We start from the raw sequence: 17,831 nt of genomic DNA, 5'->3' as shown, positions 1-17,831 counted from the left end.
AATTCGGCTTACGACACGTCTTGACGCATCCTCCCTAAACATCTAAACCACGCCTAACCGTCAAGGTTGGTTGCATTGCAAGCAGAAAACGAAGAGAGCGGAATGAGTCGGGCACCAGAAACCAGAGCGATCTTCTCCGGCACGATTCGGCGCCCAGCGAGGGGCGCCCACACCATTCATCTACACGACTCGATTCGTTGTGTCCAAGCGACCTCGGCGAGAGAGCTGGCCCGGGCGCAGCGGTTCTGGATTCATCGCTATCGTGAAGCGGGATTGCAAGGAGCCAACCAACAGACGCCCAGCTTTGACAGTCTCAGCTTGCCGCAGATCCCGGCGAGTCCATCCGATCCGTCCACGCGGATCACCAACTGGCGACCGATAGTTTTCTCGGCGTACTACTCCGCCGATCCGAAACAGACTCGCCATGCCAAGTTGCGATCGATTCCCAATCGGTCCATGGATCGGCTGCAAGCACCTGAACAAATCTGCGGCACGGTGACCTTAATGGTGCCCGACACGCATGCGGCGATGACCAAGCGTACTGGCGCCCATGCGATCGGCCGGATCACGCGTCTGGCCATCGATCACTCGTGGTTTTGGTCCGGCGACACGCCGACGGGCTACCGCACGGTGTTTCTGGAGATGACCAGTTGCATGCACCGGACGGCACTACAGATGGGGCTGACGCACCTGGACGCGATCGTGCATCCGCGGCACGCCAAGTTGTACCGGCGGGTGTTCGGAGCCGAACCGATCGGAAAGCCCTTCGCGTGCGAGCAAGTCGGCGGATCACCGGGCCAGTACATGCGCGCCGACATCACCCAACCCAACGCCTTCCACGCCCGCCTCCGCGACCGCTACCAGGCGAAGGCAGCATCCTGAAGGGTAACGCTGTGAAGCATTTAATTTCTGTGTTTTACGAGGTGTTAGCGGCAGGGCGCGAGCCCTCCGGCTCTTCATCGCTGCCAACCTACCGGAAGGCTCGCGGGCTGTCGTGCTTGCGAGCCGTGACGCGCAAGCGGCCGGGCATCGAGGCGCTGCCCGAGGCCTTACGGCCAGCGGCTCACCATTGACTCAGCAGATCCCGACTAAATCGACAGCCCGCTCGCGCCCTACCGCTAAAAATGCTTCACAGCGTTGCCTGAAGGGGCGGGAAGAGTTGGCAGAAAAACGGGCGTGTTGGATGAAAGAACGACAGGAAAATCGGTGACAAGAAAATCACCCGCCCCCATCCTGCCTCCCCTCTTCATCATTCTGCCCCGAATCATTCTGCCTTCCAGTCTTCATCGTTTTGCCCCCATCGTCTTGCCCATTTCCCGGCTTTCCTGGCCCCCATCTTTCTGCCAACGCTTCCCGATTCCCCATCGAATTCGCCAGCATCCCAGCGACTTTCCGGGCGGTACAAGCGAGCTGCGACTAAGAGCTCGGCGTGCCTGAAATCATGACTTCAACTGGCAGACCGATCGGCAAGGTCACTTCTGTCGTCAGATCGATCCACACACGCCGCGTGTGCGTCTCGTTGCGTTCCCCTGCCCAGCCCCCGTAGATCTTTTTCGGTTCCATTCTGGGTTCAATTTCCGCGACCACTCCCTGGAAAAACTGTCCGGGCGACGCATCCATGGAGATCTCGCAAGACTGGCCCGGCCGGACGGTTAGCGCATCCCGTTCGTCCACGTCAGCCACGACACGCAAACGTTCGGTATTGGACAGTACCAACGCCGCCTGGGGCATCTCAGGGCTGATCCATTCACCGGGGTTGACGTCCACTGCCAACACGGTCGCCGGACAAGGAGAAACGATGGAGCATCGTTGCAGATCAATTTCGGCCATTTCCAGCTGTGCTTCGGCGGACGCGATCTCGGCATCGGCCGCCATTAAATCTGCCAGGCGAGGATCTGCCTTGACCGTTTCGTACCGCTCTCGAGCGGCCAACAACAACGCAAGGTTGGTGTCGTGATCGGCGCGACGATCTTCCAGCTCTTGGGAGCTGATGGCGTTCCTTTCTAACAACTTGCTGGCACGCTCGAATCGAGTTCGCGAACTTTCGTAGCGCGCCTCCGCGGCAACCGTTTCTTGCTTCGCCGCTTCAATTTCGCTCTCCCGCGCCCCGGCGATCAGCCGCATCCGATTGGCCCGGGCCGCCGACAGCATCGCTGCCGCCAAGTCACGCTGGGCTTCATAGCGTTTTGATTCCAGCCGGAACAACACCTGGCCCTCGTCGACTCGGCTACCGCGTGTCACCAACACCGATTGGATCCGGCCGGGAAACTGGGGGCGAATCAGAACGTTTTCGGTCGTGCCTTCGATGCGTCCGGCCGCGTGGACCGAGGCCTTGACCGCGACGGGGTGCGAGACTTCGGGGCGAGACACTGGGTTATCATTCGCCTTTTCGTGCTGATCGGCAATGAACAGAATACCTGCCCCGAGTGCCGCGAAAGCTCCGGCGAGAAAGAGCTGTCTCATTTGAATTTCCCGTTTTCCATTTCGCAGATTCGATCGGCGTATTGGTAGATCCTCGGATCATGCGTCACGACGACGGTCGAGCTGGCGAACTCTTTGGTCAACTGGTGCAGCAACTCCATCACAGCCTGTCCCGATTTCCCATCCAGCGCCGCCGTCGGTTCATCGGCCAGGATCAATTCCGGTTCGTTGATCACGGCACGGGCCAGCGCCACGCGTTGACATTGGCCGGGGCTCATCGACGTCGGCAGGGCTTTGCGGTGATCCTCCAGTCCCATTCGGCACAGCAATGCGCCCGCTCGATCACGGGCTTCACGAAGCGGCATCCCGTCCATCGTCAAGGGAATCGACACGTTGTCTTCCGCTGTCAATCCGTTGATCAACTGGAATCGCTGGAACACGAATCCGATCCGCTCGCGCCGCACCAGCGTGCGTTCCACCTCCGTCAATCGGTCAACGCGGCGACCTTTGAGAAGGAGCTGACCGGAATCGGATGTCAGCAGCAGCCCCAAGATCGACAGCAAGGTCGTTTTTCCACTTCCGGAGGGCCCGGCCAAAAAGACGCATTCCCCCGGATCGACATGGAAGTCGATGCCGTCAAGCACCGGGCGTGACTGGCCACCGATCACGTACGATTTCGCGATCGCCTTGGCTTCCAACGCGTGATTTGTAATCGCAGACGTTTTCTGCCCGGACGCAGGTCCCTGGCCAGGTTGAACACCGACAGGCACATCGGTGGGCGTGCTGGCCGTCGTGCCGGTGTTCGTGGTGGTCATGACTGCAACGCCGTATGGGGGTCGATACGTCGGACGCGGAGATACGGCAAGCCGGCCGCGAACAAGCAGATCGCGAAAATCAACACGCCACACCCGACGTACAGCATCAACGGAATTTCGATCGTCGCTTTCGGTGAGCTGAGAAGCGTTTTCAGAATGATGGTAATGACCATCCCGATGGCGATTCCAATCGAAGCGACTAGTGCAGACTGAAACGCAAGAATGCTAAGCAGTTCCCGTTCGCCCAAGCCAATTGCTCGCAGCGTGGCATATTCACCTACTCTGTCCAGCACCATCGCATAAAGGGTTTGGCCGACCATCACCAAGCCTACTAACAATCCGAGTAAGGTGGCGGCACCAAAACTAAGCCCCAGTCCGGTACGCGTGATCCAATGATTGATACTGAGTGATGCGTACTGATCGGATGTCATGACGTCAAGCTCGGGAAGAAGCGTTCGGATGTCTCGACATACTCTTTGACAATCCGCATTTGGCGCTAAACGAACAAGCAGATAGGACGTTTCATCAGGATTCGAACCACCAATCTCAATGGCATCGTCGTAGTTAGCGAAAACGTAGGGCGTGACTAGAAAATTGAGAATCCCATTACTCTTCCCTGCGACACGCACTCGGCGGCCATTGACCTCTCTAAGCTCTCCCACTTGCGGGGAATCCAGCTTGTCGTCGTCGCACCGATCCAAAATGATTGCGTCGTTTCTGTTAATCGCGTCCTGCGGTCCATCAACGATCGAGTAGGCTCTTCCTAGATTGGTCGATTCGGCGACCCCCACTAATAACACCTGCTGGTACTTGCCTCCCGGCAACGCCATATTGACGAATTGAAGCTTCAGCGGCTGCACCTCTGCAACGCCTTCCACTCCAGCTACGGTATAGCGGTAGCGTTCAGGAATCGGGTGCGCGAAGTCGACATTGTGCATTCCCCGATGACCGATCCAAATGTCCGCATTACTGCGGTCCACCAGCATGCTGGCCTTGTTGACCAAGCCAAAGAACAGGCCGCCCTGGATGTTCACCAGCACCACCGAAAAGATCACCCCGACCAATCCGGCAATTAATTTGCCGCGATCATGAAAAAGAGTGCGATAGGCAAGGTTCCAACGCATCGCACAGGTGATTAGGGGAAAGGAGCTAAATGGCGAACGGATTCCCTGTTGTCATCGACAGCTTAACCGTCAAACTTGAACATTTCTAGTCCATCCCACAAGCCCCCAAGTGGTATTAGCTTCCAGCTTGCGATCCTCCAAGTGGCGTACGCTTCCAGCTTGCGACTCCGCAACGGCACGTGGCCCGCCCCAATCCTCCCACAAATCAGCTGGGGTCAAAAAACGGGCTGGTCAAAAAACAGCCAACTGGCCCCGCACGAGCCAGCCCCGACCAACGGCAAATCGCATCGCCCCCTGATCAATCCGATTGCGCCATCGCAACGATCCCGCCAGGGTTTCGGGGCGGGCTACTCGACCACCGCACCTACTCACCTGTCAACCAAATCTACCGACCGTAAGTCCATATACAAATTCGGCTTACGACACATCTTGACGCATCCCCCCTAAACGTTTAAACCAAAATCAACCGTCAAAGAGGGTTTCATTGCAAGCTGACGATGAAGAGAGCGGAGTGAGTCGGGCATCAGTACCCAGAACAACTTTTCCGGTGAGATTCGACGCCCCGCGTTTTGGACACACAATGTGCTACTTCACGACTCGATTCGCTGTGCCCAAGCGACGGCTGGTAAAGAACTCGCGCGGGCTTAACGATGACAGAATCGATCGCGAAGCAGGGCAGCATCCTGAATGTTGGGGGAAGAGTTGGCAGAAAAATGGAGGGCAGAAAAACTGGAGTGGTGAATGCGAAGGCGACAGGAAAATGGGTGACAAGAAATTAGGCCGCCCAGAATCATTCTGCCTCCCCGCGCTGACCGTTTTGCCACCGTCCTCCTGCACGTTTCGTGGCCGCATTATTCCGCCCGTTTCTCTTGCCGAACGATTCCACATTCATCCATTTGCTCAGGCACCACCGCCATCAAGTGCTACTCACGCTGATCAGTGTCAACCTAGAAAAGACCCGGCTAATCCCTCGAATCGCTACACCCGTTTCGTTTTCCTGAGTGCCGTCCCAAGAATGCAAAACTTTGGGAGCATCCGAGCGAATCGTCATAACGAATCGTAGTTTTTAATGCGTGAAGTTTGATCTCAACCACATTATTGCCACAGCGAGAAAACTCGCTTGGGGATTTACCATGTCTTGCCAAGGAAAGTGTCAAAACTGCCTACTCCCGGCCGCAGTACCGGGCGCGAATTTGAATACGCAATCGGTATGCAGCCTCTGTTCGATTGAAAACGCCCAAGCATTGGCTGAGTCAGCCGAAGTACGGCGTGAACGATACAAAGCGGACCTTGAAAAAACACTCCAAGACTGTCGAGGAAAGGCCGAATACGACGTTTTGGTCAACCTAAGTGGTGGCAAAGACAGCTGCCTGTTGCTGCACAAATTGAAACATGACTATGGCTTGAACGTCCTGGCCTTCACGACGGATATCAACATTCCGGACGTCGCCTGGACCAACATCCGCAGAACCGTGGACTTGCTCGATGTGCCACATGTTACCTACAGGCCTCCGGTCGAGTTTTACAAGAAAATGTTCCGCTTCCTGCTATCCCATCAGGAATCCCGTGGCGCGGTCAGGACAGTCTGTTACGTCTGCGCCCCACTATTCGAAGGATATTCGCTGCGATTTGCGATCGAAAAGGGAATTCCACTCGTCGCCGCCGGCTATGCGCCGGGGCAGCCCGAACCGGATCGAATGGAGTACGAGTTTTCTCGTGAGTTGCTTTGCAATCACGACTGGACGCCACCCGAGCTCGTCCAATCGGGCCAGTTTTCCGACCATGAGCTGAAGCTATTTTGGAATCCACATGACTTCCCTGAGGGAACTGAGATCCCACGTTATATCGCGCCCTTTCACGCCTGGGATTACAGCCAAGAAGAGGCAATGGATTTGGTCGTGGAACTCGGGCTAATCAAAAACAAAAAAAGCGCAAACCCGATCCATAGCAATTGCCCCATCAACTGGTTGCTCATGTATTCGGATTTAAAACATCTCGGTTTCAATCCGTACGCACCGGAGTTTTCGAAGTTGATTCGTGAGGGAAAAGCGAATCGAACCTATTGGCGATTCGCAGGGCCGTTGGTCAACGCGATGATTCGGCAAAAAGTACTCCTCGGTCGCAACGTCGCCAAGTCACTTTCTTGGCTCAATATGAAAGAGGATGATCTGGCGATCACACGGGAAAGCCAAGGTGCGGAATACGCCGAGCAGCTTTCCCGCAATCAAGAGCCGCAAGTGATGACGTGGGAGGATGTCACCGGAAAACCTTCCGAACCGTGCAAGAGTCGGTCACCTCGCGCTTGGAAAACGACCGTCGAACTCATGCTTGATCGGATTCGCACGAATCCAGATACGCCTTCGTTCGGATACCGTTCCGAGACCGGCGAGTGGGCGTCACTGACTTGGAGCCAATTCGGCCAACGCTGCATAGCGTTGGCGGGTGAACTCCGATCGCTGGGCATCAAAAAAGGTGATTGCGTCGCAGTGCACGGGGCGACGGAACTTGGTTGGACTGTTGCCGAAGTCGCGGTCCATCTGGCCGGTGCTATTGTGGTCGGACTCGACGTCAATGGATGCGATCAATCAATCGCTTCGGTCATCGATCTTTCGCGACCGCGTGCGGTCATTACCGTTGGCTCCTCTCCATCGCTGCAACTGATCAGTGATCGCAAGCTGCAGCTGGTCGCAGTTGATCGATGCGGGATCAGCGGCTCAAAAAAGAGCGTCGAAACCGAACTCAGTTTCGAAGACTTTGAATTGCCAAACCCCTCCGACGATGCGTCAATCATTTTCACATCCGGCACAACCGGTGATCCGAAAGGGATGTCTTATACGCACAAGCAGTTTGTCGATGCCGTGGAGGAAATTAGCCAGGAATTTCCCCTGGTAGGCCAGGACGATGCGACAGTCTGTTGGCTGCCCATGAATCATTTGTTCCAACGCATGATGAACCTTCTGTCGATGCGTCAGGGTGCCCAGATTTATTTTGAGCCAGACCACACGAAGTTGCTGGAAACCGTCCAGCAAGTTGAGCCGGTCGTTCTTGTAGCGGTCCCCAGGTTGCTTGAGAAGCTGGCTGATGGGATTGAATCCAGCCTCGATAACCTGCCATCAATTGCATCGGCTGTCGCACGGCGTGCCATCAACGCACCATCCCCTCGACAAAATCCCATGCATCGCCTTGCTCAGACAATCATCCGACGTCGTGCGAAGCGGGTTCTCGGTGGCAAGCTAAAGTACTTGGTCTGCGGATCCGCGCCACTGTCTGTCAAGACAGCTCAGACGCTAGAGTTCGCCGGCTGGGAGATCTTGGAAGCCTATGGCGTGAGCGAAAACATTGTGCCGGTGTCCGTCAATCGACCATCTGGTCGGAAAGTCGGCACGGTCGGGCAACCCTTGCCGTCGAACGAAGTCAAGATTGCCGCAGACGGAGAAATCTTGGTGAAGGGGCCGGGGAGCATCAAGCACTATTGGGGACAATCAGAGAGCGTCCTGAATGATGAAGGCTTTTTCGCGACAGGAGACCTGGGGTTTTTCGATGACGACGGTTGCCTTGTCATCAACGGCCGCAAGGACAGCCAAATCAAAACCTCGACCGGTCGGAAACTGTTGCCGGAACCAATTGAGCAAACTTACAAACAAAGCCGGTATGTCTCTGACATTACGGTCCACGGACAGGGGCGAAAGTGCCTTGTCGGGCTGATTGTTCCGTCAACTGACTTCATCGACGCCGTCGACGATCTCGTCCCAGCAGGCACCAGCCGAAGTGATGCACTAAACAGCGAGGCGGCCAGGCTGTTGATGAAAGACTCATTGGCAGACGTCGAATCCTCGCTGGAGCAACACGAACGACTCGCGGATTTTAGAATCCTGCCGCAACCCTTCCGACTTGACAGATCGGAAATCACATCCAGTCTCAAGAAACGCCGCAGCCAAATCGAGTCATCCTACATCAATGAACTCGACGCGATGTACGGCTCCGCTTCGCTCCAACAACCGGTGGTCTCAGCATGAGCGTCGAAGCGACGAATGTCTTCCTAACCGGCGCGACCGGAGTTGTCGGCACCGAAGTGCTCCGTCGTCTCATCGAACGGCCGGAGACGAGCGTCACTGCCCTGGTTCGCAACAGCGCGAGCGGACAACAGGCTGAAGAAAGAGTGAAATCATTGCTCAAAAGCCTCGGATACCGCGATGTCGAAGTCTTCAATCGGGTTCGCCCCGTGACCGGGGACATCACCAAGCACGACTTGGGGCTGGATCCTTCAACGTTGACAGAAATCAAGTCAACGTGCACGCACTTCGTTCATTGTGCCGGTAAGGTGAAGCTCAGCCAATCGATCGAGGAGGCGAGGCGCCATTCGGTCACCCCTGCCAAGTCGGTGATTGAACTCGCTAGTGCGTCGGATCGACTTCAGAAAGTCGAATTCGTCAGCACCATTGGTGTCGCAGGAAAACTCGAAGGCGACGTTCCGGAACAACGATTGGGCGGCGTGAACGAGTATCACAACACGTATGAACAATCAAAGGCTGAAGCGGAGGTGCACTGCTTCAATGCGATCGACAATGGGTTACCCATGTCCATTCACCGCCCCAGCATGGTCGTCGGCGATGCCAGCACGGGCCAGGTGTCCCAATACCAAGTGTTCTACCACCTTTGCGATTTCCTCAGCGGACGCAGAACCTGCGGCATCCTTCCCAGGTTTGGAACACAGATGGTGGACATCGTTCCGGTAAATTACGTCGCAGATTGCATCGTCGATTCGCTTTCCACGCCTGCGTCGGTGGGAAAAATATTCCACCTTTGCAATGGCCCTTCCCCTGATCTGGAAATGGAAAAGTTACGCAACACGGTGCAGCGGATTTATGGGGAGTTTGATATCGATTGCATCGATCGCCTGCGGCTTCCAAAGTGGGTCTTATTGACCGCGGCATGGCTTGGCAAAAACCTGGGACCGAAGCACATCCGGGGAAGCGCCCGAGCGCTACCACACCTGCTTGCCTATCTGGGCCGCAACCAAGTCTTTCGATCGAACGAAACTCAACGGTGGATGGAAAGCCGCGGGATTCGGCGGCCAGATCCGGTCGACTATGTCGACCGAATCATCCGCAGGTACATCCAAGATTCGCAGGCCCCAACGCGTAAAGAAGCTAAGATCGCCAGTAGTGTCGAATCTCACGTTAAGCATGCAACGGGCGGCGCATCGGCAACCGCCCCAGCGTCAGAAGAGATGGTTACTTCGACGTGAGGTCCACGCCGTAGCGTCCGGGGGCCAGAATATTGTTCGGGTCGACCGCACGCTTGATGTCGTGAAGCGTGCTTTTTAAGGTCGGATTGCAATCGAGCGCTTTTGGCGAACTCACGCTGCTCGCACGGTAGGGAGGATACCCACGCTCGTGCGATAGTTCACGTAATGCATTGTAGAGCTGGGTGGCGCGTTCCGACTCCTTTTCATCCTGCTTGTCATAGAAGAAACCAAGCAGGCAAATCACGCTTCGCGGGCTCTCGATGATCAGTTCGACGAAGAAATCAAATTCGTACAGATCGTAGAGCGGCCTTACTTCGTCAAGGAAGCCGATCAAGTGTTCGGACGTGAACGGTACAACGGGACCGATCCAGACGAAACCACAACCATCGCGTGCAGGTTCGACGTCGCCCATCGCCGGCTTTTCAGCGTGTGACTTGAAGTAGACTTGGCGGCAGAAGTAGTCGGTGGGGATGCCCTGGAACAATCGGATCGCGTACGGGAGCCCCTCAAGCAGCTTGACCGTTTTTCCCTTCAACCGCAGCGCCATGCGGGCGGCTTTCAACATCAAGCGTCCTTTCCGCGTGTCCTTCTCGCACCCGCCGACAAAGACAACCTCGCCGAACTTGCCGAGTTCTTTCTTTGCGATCTTTTTGTGGAGCTTGACTTCTTGCTTAGAGCCATACATGCCACATCCAAACGTCCAATCGGAAACGCCCAGTCGCTTTTTCCACTCTGCCATCGCATCGGAGCTTAAATGACGCTGTCCCGGATGAAGCAAGTCGTTGGGATACTGGTCGACAATGCACAGCATCGCAAAGTCGTTGGCCAAATGGGGATACGATTTAATTGCCCCCTGGAAAATCAGTTTTCGGAAGGTGTCCAGAAATTCGGCGAACCGGCTGCTATCGGCGGTGTATTCAAAAACGAAAAAGTCGTATTTTTCCGGGGCGGGCATCAACCAGATGCCGCTCTTGACGACCGTCCCCAAATTCGATTGTGAAAACAGCCCATCGATGTAGGGGCCCGTCCCCCATTTGTACACATTCCACGCGGGGAACGTTTCGGACGGCCCCGTGCCCGTTCGAAGCAACTCGCCATTGGGCAATACGACTTCCATGCCACACAGGGCGCCAAAATGATCCGCATACGGAGTCACTCCGCGACCGCGATCGAGTGCATTGCCGACCACGCTGGCATCCTTCGTGCTTCCCGACGAATCAGCCCACAGGCTGGGGTGATTCGCTTTCAGGTGGTCATTGAGCTGACCGTAGGTGACTCCGGGTTCGATCACCGCATAACACAAGTCCTCATTGACCTCGTGAATGCGATTCATCCGCGACAGAATCATGGTGATCCCGCCCGGGTAGCAAGCCGACTTGGACCCATATCCCCAGTTCTTTCCCTGACTGACCGGCCAAACGGGAACCTTGTGGTCATTGGCCAGTTTGAAGATCTCCGCGACCTCTTCTGCCGTGCCCGGGTAGACCGCAAACTGTGGAATATTACGGTCGGGAACATTCGTCCGCGACACAATCTCCAAGTCCGGTGCAGCAGAAAGAAGATGCTCAGCCCCAACGATTGCCTTCAACTGAGAGTCCAGCGTTCCCGACGTCTGGTGGGTGGATAGCGTCGTCATAGTCCCTAAAGTCCCGTGCTAAGGAGTTGCCCGATTGTCGGCCCTCGATTGTACGCGCCCAGACGAAGACCGCCCACCGATTCGACGACCGTGACCTGGCTTGAACAGGTTAAGTCCTCGTCGCACCAATAGTGGAAATGCGGGGTAGACCGCGGTCAATTCGTCGCGATCACTCGGATGTCAGGCACGCGGTCGCAAGGGGTGACCGAGTATGGATGTTCTTGCCACAGCCTTTGGCTTGTTATCCTGCGATCCTTCGCACGCTAGCTAGATCGCCCTAATTGCTCATTCCGCACCATCGGAATCCAGAGAATTCAAGCCCAAGCCCCCGAGCCCAACCCCAAGATTGCGAATACTACCCCAACCGGAAAAAACCACACAGGCCGACTGGAGATCGCTAACACTGCACAAATCAATTGGCAAGAACATCATGCGTTCACGAGGCAACGATCTTTATCGAGTTGGCAATCAAACAAAAAAACGGGAGTACTCTCTCGAGCACTCCCGTTTCCTAAGTTGTCTTAGTGAATCAGAGGTTGATCAACTTACTTGCGACGTCGACGAGCGACAACACCAGCACCCATTAGAGCACCAAAGATGGCGAAGCTAGTCGGTTCCGGCACGGCATAAATGTAAAGGTCCGTGTCCGTGATAATGTCGAAGGCACCGGCACCACCACCAGACTCAAGACCACCGTCCAACTGCAGTTGAGACGTTACACCAAAGCCTGCTCCATCGTGCTCAACGAGCACAACACCAGGCAGGTAACTCACATTCACTTTGAAATCACCTCGCGATGTCAGTCCATCAATATTGTTGATGTTTGTCGGATCGAAAGTTCCTCCATCCTCATCTCGGACTCGTGCGGTGAAGAAGTTATCGACTGCGAACTCGAACAGGATCGTTCCCTCAGCAGCGCTAGCGACACCAGCCAACAGGGTCGACGTGTCGAGGTGGACCCCGACCGGATCCTCATAAGCAATCAAGGCTGTCCCATCCGAGATCCCTGTCAAGCCGGTGTACGTCGTCCACTCAGCACCGGTAACACCGCCAAGTACGTAATCGGCTCGATCTGCATCAACACCCAGCGTGCCGTTCAGAGTCGGCGCAGCCAGCACTTTGACGAGTGACACACCCGTGATCGTGGTCGTCGCAGCAGAAGCCGGGAAGACGACCGAGTTGTCCGAGTTCAGACGAATATTTTCAATCTCGATGATCGCCAAAAGGTAATCGCCGGCATCCAAACTGTCATCGCCCGAGTCAAATGCATATTCGTAATCGACATCCTGCAGCTTCACGACCTCATTCTGGAAGATCGAGCCGAGTGCTCCCGCGTGAACACTGCTGGTGACCGCGAATAACGCGACCATAGAAAAAATAAAACGTTTCATGGGTAAGGTTTCCGTAAACACAAAATCTAACTTTCAAAGTCAAAACACACTAAACTGACTCTGAGGCTCTTAGACAGGTTTAAACAGACCTTCAAGACATGGTGACGGTGGCAACATCGCGTTGGCGAAACGGATCGTCGAGCCACTCAAATGCAGCGGCAATACGGGCGACGATGAAAGCACCGCCGAGGACGATCCATTTCCGACGCTATTCCCCACGATTCCAAACGCTTGGTCCGGCGAATCACAGTACCGCACAAATGTCGGAACATCCTGATCACCACCAAACGCCAATTCCGCAACACCTTCCGCCGAGATGGCCAAACGTTCATCACACGAAATCATCATCCCCGCAGAAACCAATTGGCCTCCGGCAAAGATCAGCATCACGGTCATGAGGATTCGAGCGAACATAGCCAGTAGAATAGCTGTCGGCGGGGGGATTGCAATACTTTCTCTGACAATTCCGGTAGGAACTGGACGAAAATTCAGTGGCTGGTTTGGGGGGGCAAGGGGCGAGGAAAATGCCAAATGCCAAACGAGCACATGGATCGAACGCGTTGATGCCGATGATGTACACGTAAATCCAGGGACAGCGATCCTGAAGAGGGATGTTGCAAATTGAGACGACTTACGTGAGACCAGGCGGTCGCGACGGTACAGCTTCGCCTCCGAGAATGCGAGGTGCATGGTGCTCAACGGTCGCCTCAACCTGGACTTTCCGCTGCCTGGATAGTCGATTCAACATCGTTCGGTAACTCCTCAAACAACTGCGATTTCGCAGTCTGTCCGGCGGCAGCCCCTCTATTAGCCTCCCGCCCTACCCATGCGCGACCGCCGGTACAGCGATTCTGCGTTCCGGCGGTTCGACAATCTCGTTTTCGTCAATCCCGACCTTTGCGCATTCGGCACGGTTCGTTTCTAATTCTCGATGTCTGCTTTTGAGTTGTGATGAACCATCCCGCTGACCACCGCCTGAGCGGCGATAAAACCGAGGAGTGTTGCGACCACTCGAATCGTCAATCCGAGTCCCGCGCCGCTGTGGGAGCTTTCGAGCAGTTGCCCCAGTTCGATGAACGAGGCTGAAGCCAGAATGAACAAAACAATGATGCAGCGAATTGCCTTTCGGGCGAAAGCGCCGGGGGTCAGCGAAACGCCGATTCCGAGTAATACCCCAAACCCTGCCGACATCACGGCCTGACGAAAAAAGACGAATAAAGACCTCAGATTCGAGCCGCGGTAGTCCGAAAATGGGTTTTCGAGAAACTCTTCCAGCAAGGATCGTAGCGTTGGACCATCCGTGACGAAGTCAAACGGGAACCAAGAGGCAACGCACAACGCGATCCCATACAGAAACGCGAGAATGAACCACGTCGAAGGACGCCGAAAGACTTGGGGGGTGTCCCTGGCGAGCCGACTGGTGATCGCTGGGCCAGATCACGTCGCTCAACCAGATTCCGATGCCGGCTCCAATGATCCCAAACAATGCATCCGTCGCAGAGGCAACTCGGCCCGAGATAGGAATTTGAAGCAATTCGGGGAGTGTCCCCACTCCAATCGTTTTTCTCATACCCGCATACGCGACTGCCTTGGCTCCAAGCCCGAAACGCTGACCAACGGTATCGGGTACGAACTGCCGGTGTGACCGCTTGCCAAAGCGTACGCCAGCGACACGTTGTCGCAAGGAACGCCAGTTGCCAAGCCAAAAATTTCCGAATTTATTGGGGGGTCGGCAGACAGAGGCCTGCTTTGCTTCATCTGAATCTGGCCGTTGCCCCCGCTCTGCTAGGGTCGGAAGGCAGCATCCCATGATGACAGTTCGCAACTAATGCCTGACTGCGCAAGAAGAAGTGCCCGCAGCCCGCCGCCATTTGGTCGATACGGTGCCGGCTTTCGTCCCTTGTGACGAACTTGGTCCGCAACTGACTCAGGTCCACCGGTGGCTGAAAATGCTCTTTGAAAATGGCTAGCCGGCCTTCGACAAGCCCGGTACTTTCGCGACTCCATCTGCAGCCTTCCTGCTCCGTTTATCCAAAAACCGGCAGCGTTCGTCGCGGAACCGAAGTAGGATTCAGATTGCAGTGAAGATCGAGATCAAGTGACTTTTCTTAACCGACTTCCACGCAGTTTTCTTCTCGGGGGCTGGACCTACGTCGCTCATTTGTCAATCTTTCCTCAACTCGCAAATGAAATCGATCCAGGCAGACGATGGATATCTATACAGTTCTAAATCTTCGGGCACATTCAAACAATCGCTCTCAAGCCAAGCGAAGGCTTTGGTTCGAGGCGCTTGAGCAACGGCGATTGCTGGCCATGATGGGCCATAACAATGGCGTGATGGTCACAGAAGCTTCAGTGGTCACACACCACGATATAATCCCCCGCTTCGCAGCGAATGCGAACTTCATCGCAGTACAGAACGGCGACTGGTCCAATCCCGAAGTTTGGAGCACCGGTCAGGTACCGGGTGCCGACGCGATCATCCGTATTCCGGAAGGATTAGACGTCGATTATGACGTCGACAGTCAAGTTGCACTCGACGCGATTGAGGTCTCCGGGCGTCTCGATTTCAAAACGGATCTCAATACGTCGCTCTGGTTGAATGAATTGATGGTCATGCCGGGTGGAACGTTAACTGTCGGAACACAGCAAAGTCCGATTGATGTAAACGTTCATGCCGAAATCGTCTTTACGGATACACCAGGGCCAAGCGGTCATCACTTCAAGACAGGCACCGTCGCATCGCCCGGCATTGACCCGGAGCAGTACGGCAATGGATTGATCGTCTTTGGCCACTTAGATCTCCACGGAGCAGAAAAGACTCCGTTTGCACGTGCTGTTGGCGACATCAGTAAGGGAGACACCACGATCTCGCTCGAGTCCGAAGTGTCTTCATGGAATCTGGGCGACCTGATAGTCGTACCGGAAACCTCACAGACCGTTGTGCGAAAGTCACCAGTGGTGCTGCAAGAAACCGAGACGTCAAAAATTGAGTCGGCGACAGGAACGGAAGTCACATTGGCTTCGGCGCTGCAGTACGATCACTTCGGAATCACAGAAAACAGCTTCGGTGTTGACCGTACGGCACACGTCGCAAACCTGACCCGCAACGTTCTGATACGCAGTGAGAATCCGGATGGAGTTCGCGGACATATGATGGCAACTGCCCATGCAGAAGTCTCGATCGTCAACGCAGAATTCCGTTCGGTTGGCCGCACCAGAGCCGAGAGCAAACTTGCCAACACACTCTATAATGAAGACGGCTCTCTAATCATTATCGGCGAAAACCAAGTCGCTCGCTACCCCATCCACTTACATCATGCGTCGAATTCGTTTTTGATCGATGGAGTAGTTGTCAATGATGGCATGAAGTGGGGGATCACGGTACACGAAACCAATAATGGACTTATTAGGAACACGATCGTTTACGACGTTGATGGTGCAGGAATTGTCACGGAGAGCGGCAACGAGGTCGGCAACCGATTTATCAACAATTTAGTGATGAAAATTGATGGCGGACATCAGGTGACTGATGGGCGTGCCGGTGCCGCCCAAACGTTAGATTTGCAGGGCAAGTTGTTCATTGAAATCGGAGCCGATGGATCTGGATTTTGGCTGCGTGCCAGTGAGGGAACCTTCATTGGCAACACCGTCTATGATGCGGCGAGCTATGGGTTCAACTTCAACGGCTACTACCGAACCCCGGACTCCCAATTCGCATTGCGCCAACTAGATCAATTTCAGCACAACGAATCTGTATCAAGCAAAGGAGGGCTTTGGTTCACCTGGTCCCAGGGACAATCGCAAATTGCAAACTATCAGCGTCAATACGTTTCTGACTTCCTTGCCTGGCACGTCTCGCATGAAGGAGTTAAAGCGTATCACGAAGCGAATCTCACATTTTCGGATGTGACGATTGTTGGAAACCCTCAAGTGTCTAACGCAAATGAAGGCAGCAACGCGTCATTCGATACGCGTGCAACGACGGGGATGTGGTTTGGAATTCAGAACTACGAAAATCACAATCTTCAACTATTCAATTCTCAGATTGAAGGCGTCAATTCTGGGATTGTCGTGCCGGTTGAATCCGGCATAGAGGGCACCACAATCATTGGCGGAAGACTTCGTAATTACATCAATATCGCTATGCCGACGCTCAGCGATGCGAGCAGAGTTCGGTATCAGAACGTCGAGTACCTGCCCAGCCACGTTGTCCGATTGGCTAACACCATGCCGGACCAAGTCGCAAATGTCTGGCATGCCGATTTTGGTGTGATCGAGCCCGGAGCGTTGTCGGATCAGGCGCCTCCGGGAGTTCCCAGCCAGTTGCCTCTAAAGACGGAATTCCGCGCAAGCGACGGTAGACTTACGCTTCACGGCGGTGACGGCGATGACGATGTCCGCGTCATCGAGACCGATGGCATCGTTGCCTTTGAAATCAGTGGTGTCCCAGCATTTACGCTTCCGCGTGAGAGCCTCTCCCTGATCATTTTCTGGGGCGCGGGAGGCAGTGATATTTTTGTCAATGAGTCCGATGTCAGACTTATGGCGTTCGGCGGCGACGGTGATGACTGGCTGGTTGGCGGTTCGTTCGCTGACGCGTTATTCGGCGAAGCGGGAAACGATCGCATCGAGGGCATGGCGGGTGATGATCATCTGTATGGCGGAGATGGGAATGACGAGATCTTAGGAGGGGAAGGGGCCGACAAATTACGTGGAGAATCCGGGAATGATGAACTCTGGGGCGGGCTTGGATCAGACCCGATCATTGATGGTGGTTCGGGTGACGACAAACTTTACGGCGAAGCCGGTGATGACGTTCTTGTGGGCGGGCTAGGTGACGACTACGCAAATGGAGGCATCGGCAGCGACGTTGTCGCTGGTAACGAAGGCCACGACCAATTATTTGGCGGCCTAGGTGACGACATCTTGTCAGGAGGATCAGGTGATGACTGGTTACAAGGAGATGAAGGTCAAGACAAACTTTGGGGCGGAGATGGTAATGACTCGTTAGTCTACGATTTTCTCGATTGGGTCGCCGATGGAGGCAATGGTGTGAATGTATTTACGCGGGAAGCGGAGGCATTAGCCTAGGGCAACGTCAGTTAGACTCAAGTTCAGCTACTCCAATCGTCAACGGCAATTCCAACCAAGTGAAAGCGATAAAGTGTGATGAGGTGCGATCCGCGTAATGCG

General features: G+C 55.0%; 11 protein-coding genes. 4 read left to right on the top strand and 7 right to left on the bottom strand.

Features of this window, described 5'->3' with window-relative positions:
• Nucleotides 1-102 precede the first annotated feature (102 nt).
• On the top strand, nt 103-882 hold the full coding sequence (locus NZK35_RS29630) for an N-acyl amino acid synthase FeeM domain-containing protein (RefSeq protein WP_259636149.1): 780 nt from the start codon (nt 103-105) through the stop codon (nt 880-882).
• Between the two features lie 534 nt (nt 883-1,416).
• On the opposite strand, the gene NZK35_RS29625 is transcribed toward NZK35_RS29630, so the two are convergent.
• The 3 genes from NZK35_RS29625 to NZK35_RS29615 are packed head-to-tail and all read right to left on the bottom strand — an operon-like array spanning nt 1,417 to nt 4,360.
• The gene (locus NZK35_RS29625; protein WP_259636148.1) at nt 1,417-2,463 is read right to left on the bottom strand and encodes an HlyD family secretion protein; all 1,047 of its coding nucleotides are present in this window, start codon (nt 2,461-2,463) and stop codon (nt 1,417-1,419) included.
• The gene (locus NZK35_RS29620; protein ID WP_259636147.1) at nt 2,460-3,236 is read right to left on the bottom strand and encodes an ABC transporter ATP-binding protein; all 777 of its coding nucleotides are present in this window, start codon (nt 3,234-3,236) and stop codon (nt 2,460-2,462) included. Before NZK35_RS29620 ends, NZK35_RS29625 begins: the two co-directional genes overlap by 4 nt.
• Nucleotides 3,233-4,360: an ABC transporter permease gene (locus tag NZK35_RS29615; RefSeq protein WP_259636146.1), complete on the bottom strand. Its 1,128-nt coding sequence runs from the start codon at nt 4,358-4,360 to the stop codon at nt 3,233-3,235. The genes NZK35_RS29620 and NZK35_RS29615 overlap by 4 nt, the downstream gene beginning before the upstream one ends.
• Nucleotides 4,361-5,604: 1,244 nt before the next feature.
• On the opposite strand from NZK35_RS29615, the gene NZK35_RS29610 reads away from it, so the two are divergent.
• Both NZK35_RS29610 and NZK35_RS29605 read left to right on the top strand, forming a co-directional pair.
• Nucleotides 5,605-8,376 carry an AMP-binding protein gene (locus tag NZK35_RS29610; RefSeq protein WP_259636145.1) on the top strand — a complete coding sequence of 924 codons (2,772 nt, stop codon included), beginning with the start codon at nt 5,605-5,607 and terminating at the stop codon, nt 8,374-8,376.
• Complete coding sequence (locus NZK35_RS29605) at nt 8,373-9,608, top strand: SDR family oxidoreductase (RefSeq protein ID WP_259636144.1); 1,236 nt, start codon at nt 8,373-8,375, stop codon at nt 9,606-9,608. Before NZK35_RS29610 ends, NZK35_RS29605 begins: the two co-directional genes overlap by 4 nt.
• Here NZK35_RS29605 and NZK35_RS29600 read toward each other — a convergent pair.
• The 4 genes from NZK35_RS29600 to NZK35_RS29585 all read right to left on the bottom strand — a co-directional run bounded on the left by NZK35_RS29600 (nt 9,595) and on the right by NZK35_RS29585 (nt 13,736).
• Nucleotides 9,595-11,244: an FAD-binding oxidoreductase gene (locus NZK35_RS29600; protein ID WP_259636143.1), complete on the bottom strand. Its 1,650-nt coding sequence runs from the start codon at nt 11,242-11,244 to the stop codon at nt 9,595-9,597. The two genes, NZK35_RS29605 and NZK35_RS29600, sit on opposite strands and share 14 nt — an antisense overlap.
• 545 nt (nt 11,245-11,789) lie before the next feature.
• A complete protein-coding gene (locus tag NZK35_RS29595) occupies nt 11,790-12,635 on the bottom strand; it encodes a PEP-CTERM sorting domain-containing protein (RefSeq protein WP_259636142.1) in 846 nt (281 codons plus the stop codon).
• Between the two features lie 69 nt (nt 12,636-12,704).
• Nucleotides 12,705-13,325 (bottom strand): hypothetical protein, encoded by a 621-nt coding sequence (locus NZK35_RS29590; RefSeq protein ID WP_259636141.1) that lies wholly within the window; start codon nt 13,323-13,325, stop codon nt 12,705-12,707.
• Nucleotides 13,326-13,556: 231 nt separating this feature from the next.
• Complete coding sequence (locus NZK35_RS29585; RefSeq protein WP_259636140.1) at nt 13,557-13,736, bottom strand: hypothetical protein; 180 nt, start codon at nt 13,734-13,736, stop codon at nt 13,557-13,559.
• Between the two features lie 1,107 nt (nt 13,737-14,843).
• On the opposite strand from NZK35_RS29585, the gene NZK35_RS29580 reads away from it, so the two are divergent.
• Nucleotides 14,844-17,729 carry a G8 domain-containing protein gene (locus tag NZK35_RS29580; protein ID WP_259636139.1) on the top strand — a complete coding sequence of 962 codons (2,886 nt, stop codon included), beginning with the start codon at nt 14,844-14,846 and terminating at the stop codon, nt 17,727-17,729.
• The last annotated feature ends 102 nt before the right edge of the window (nt 17,730-17,831 follow it).

This window comes from Stieleria sedimenti, assembly GCF_025060895.1.
GTDB classification, from domain to species: domain Bacteria; phylum Planctomycetota; class Planctomycetia; order Pirellulales; family Pirellulaceae; genus Stieleria; species Stieleria sedimenti.
Note: the sequence above shows the minus strand (reverse complement) of the source record. Positions and strands in the feature narration are given on the sequence as shown.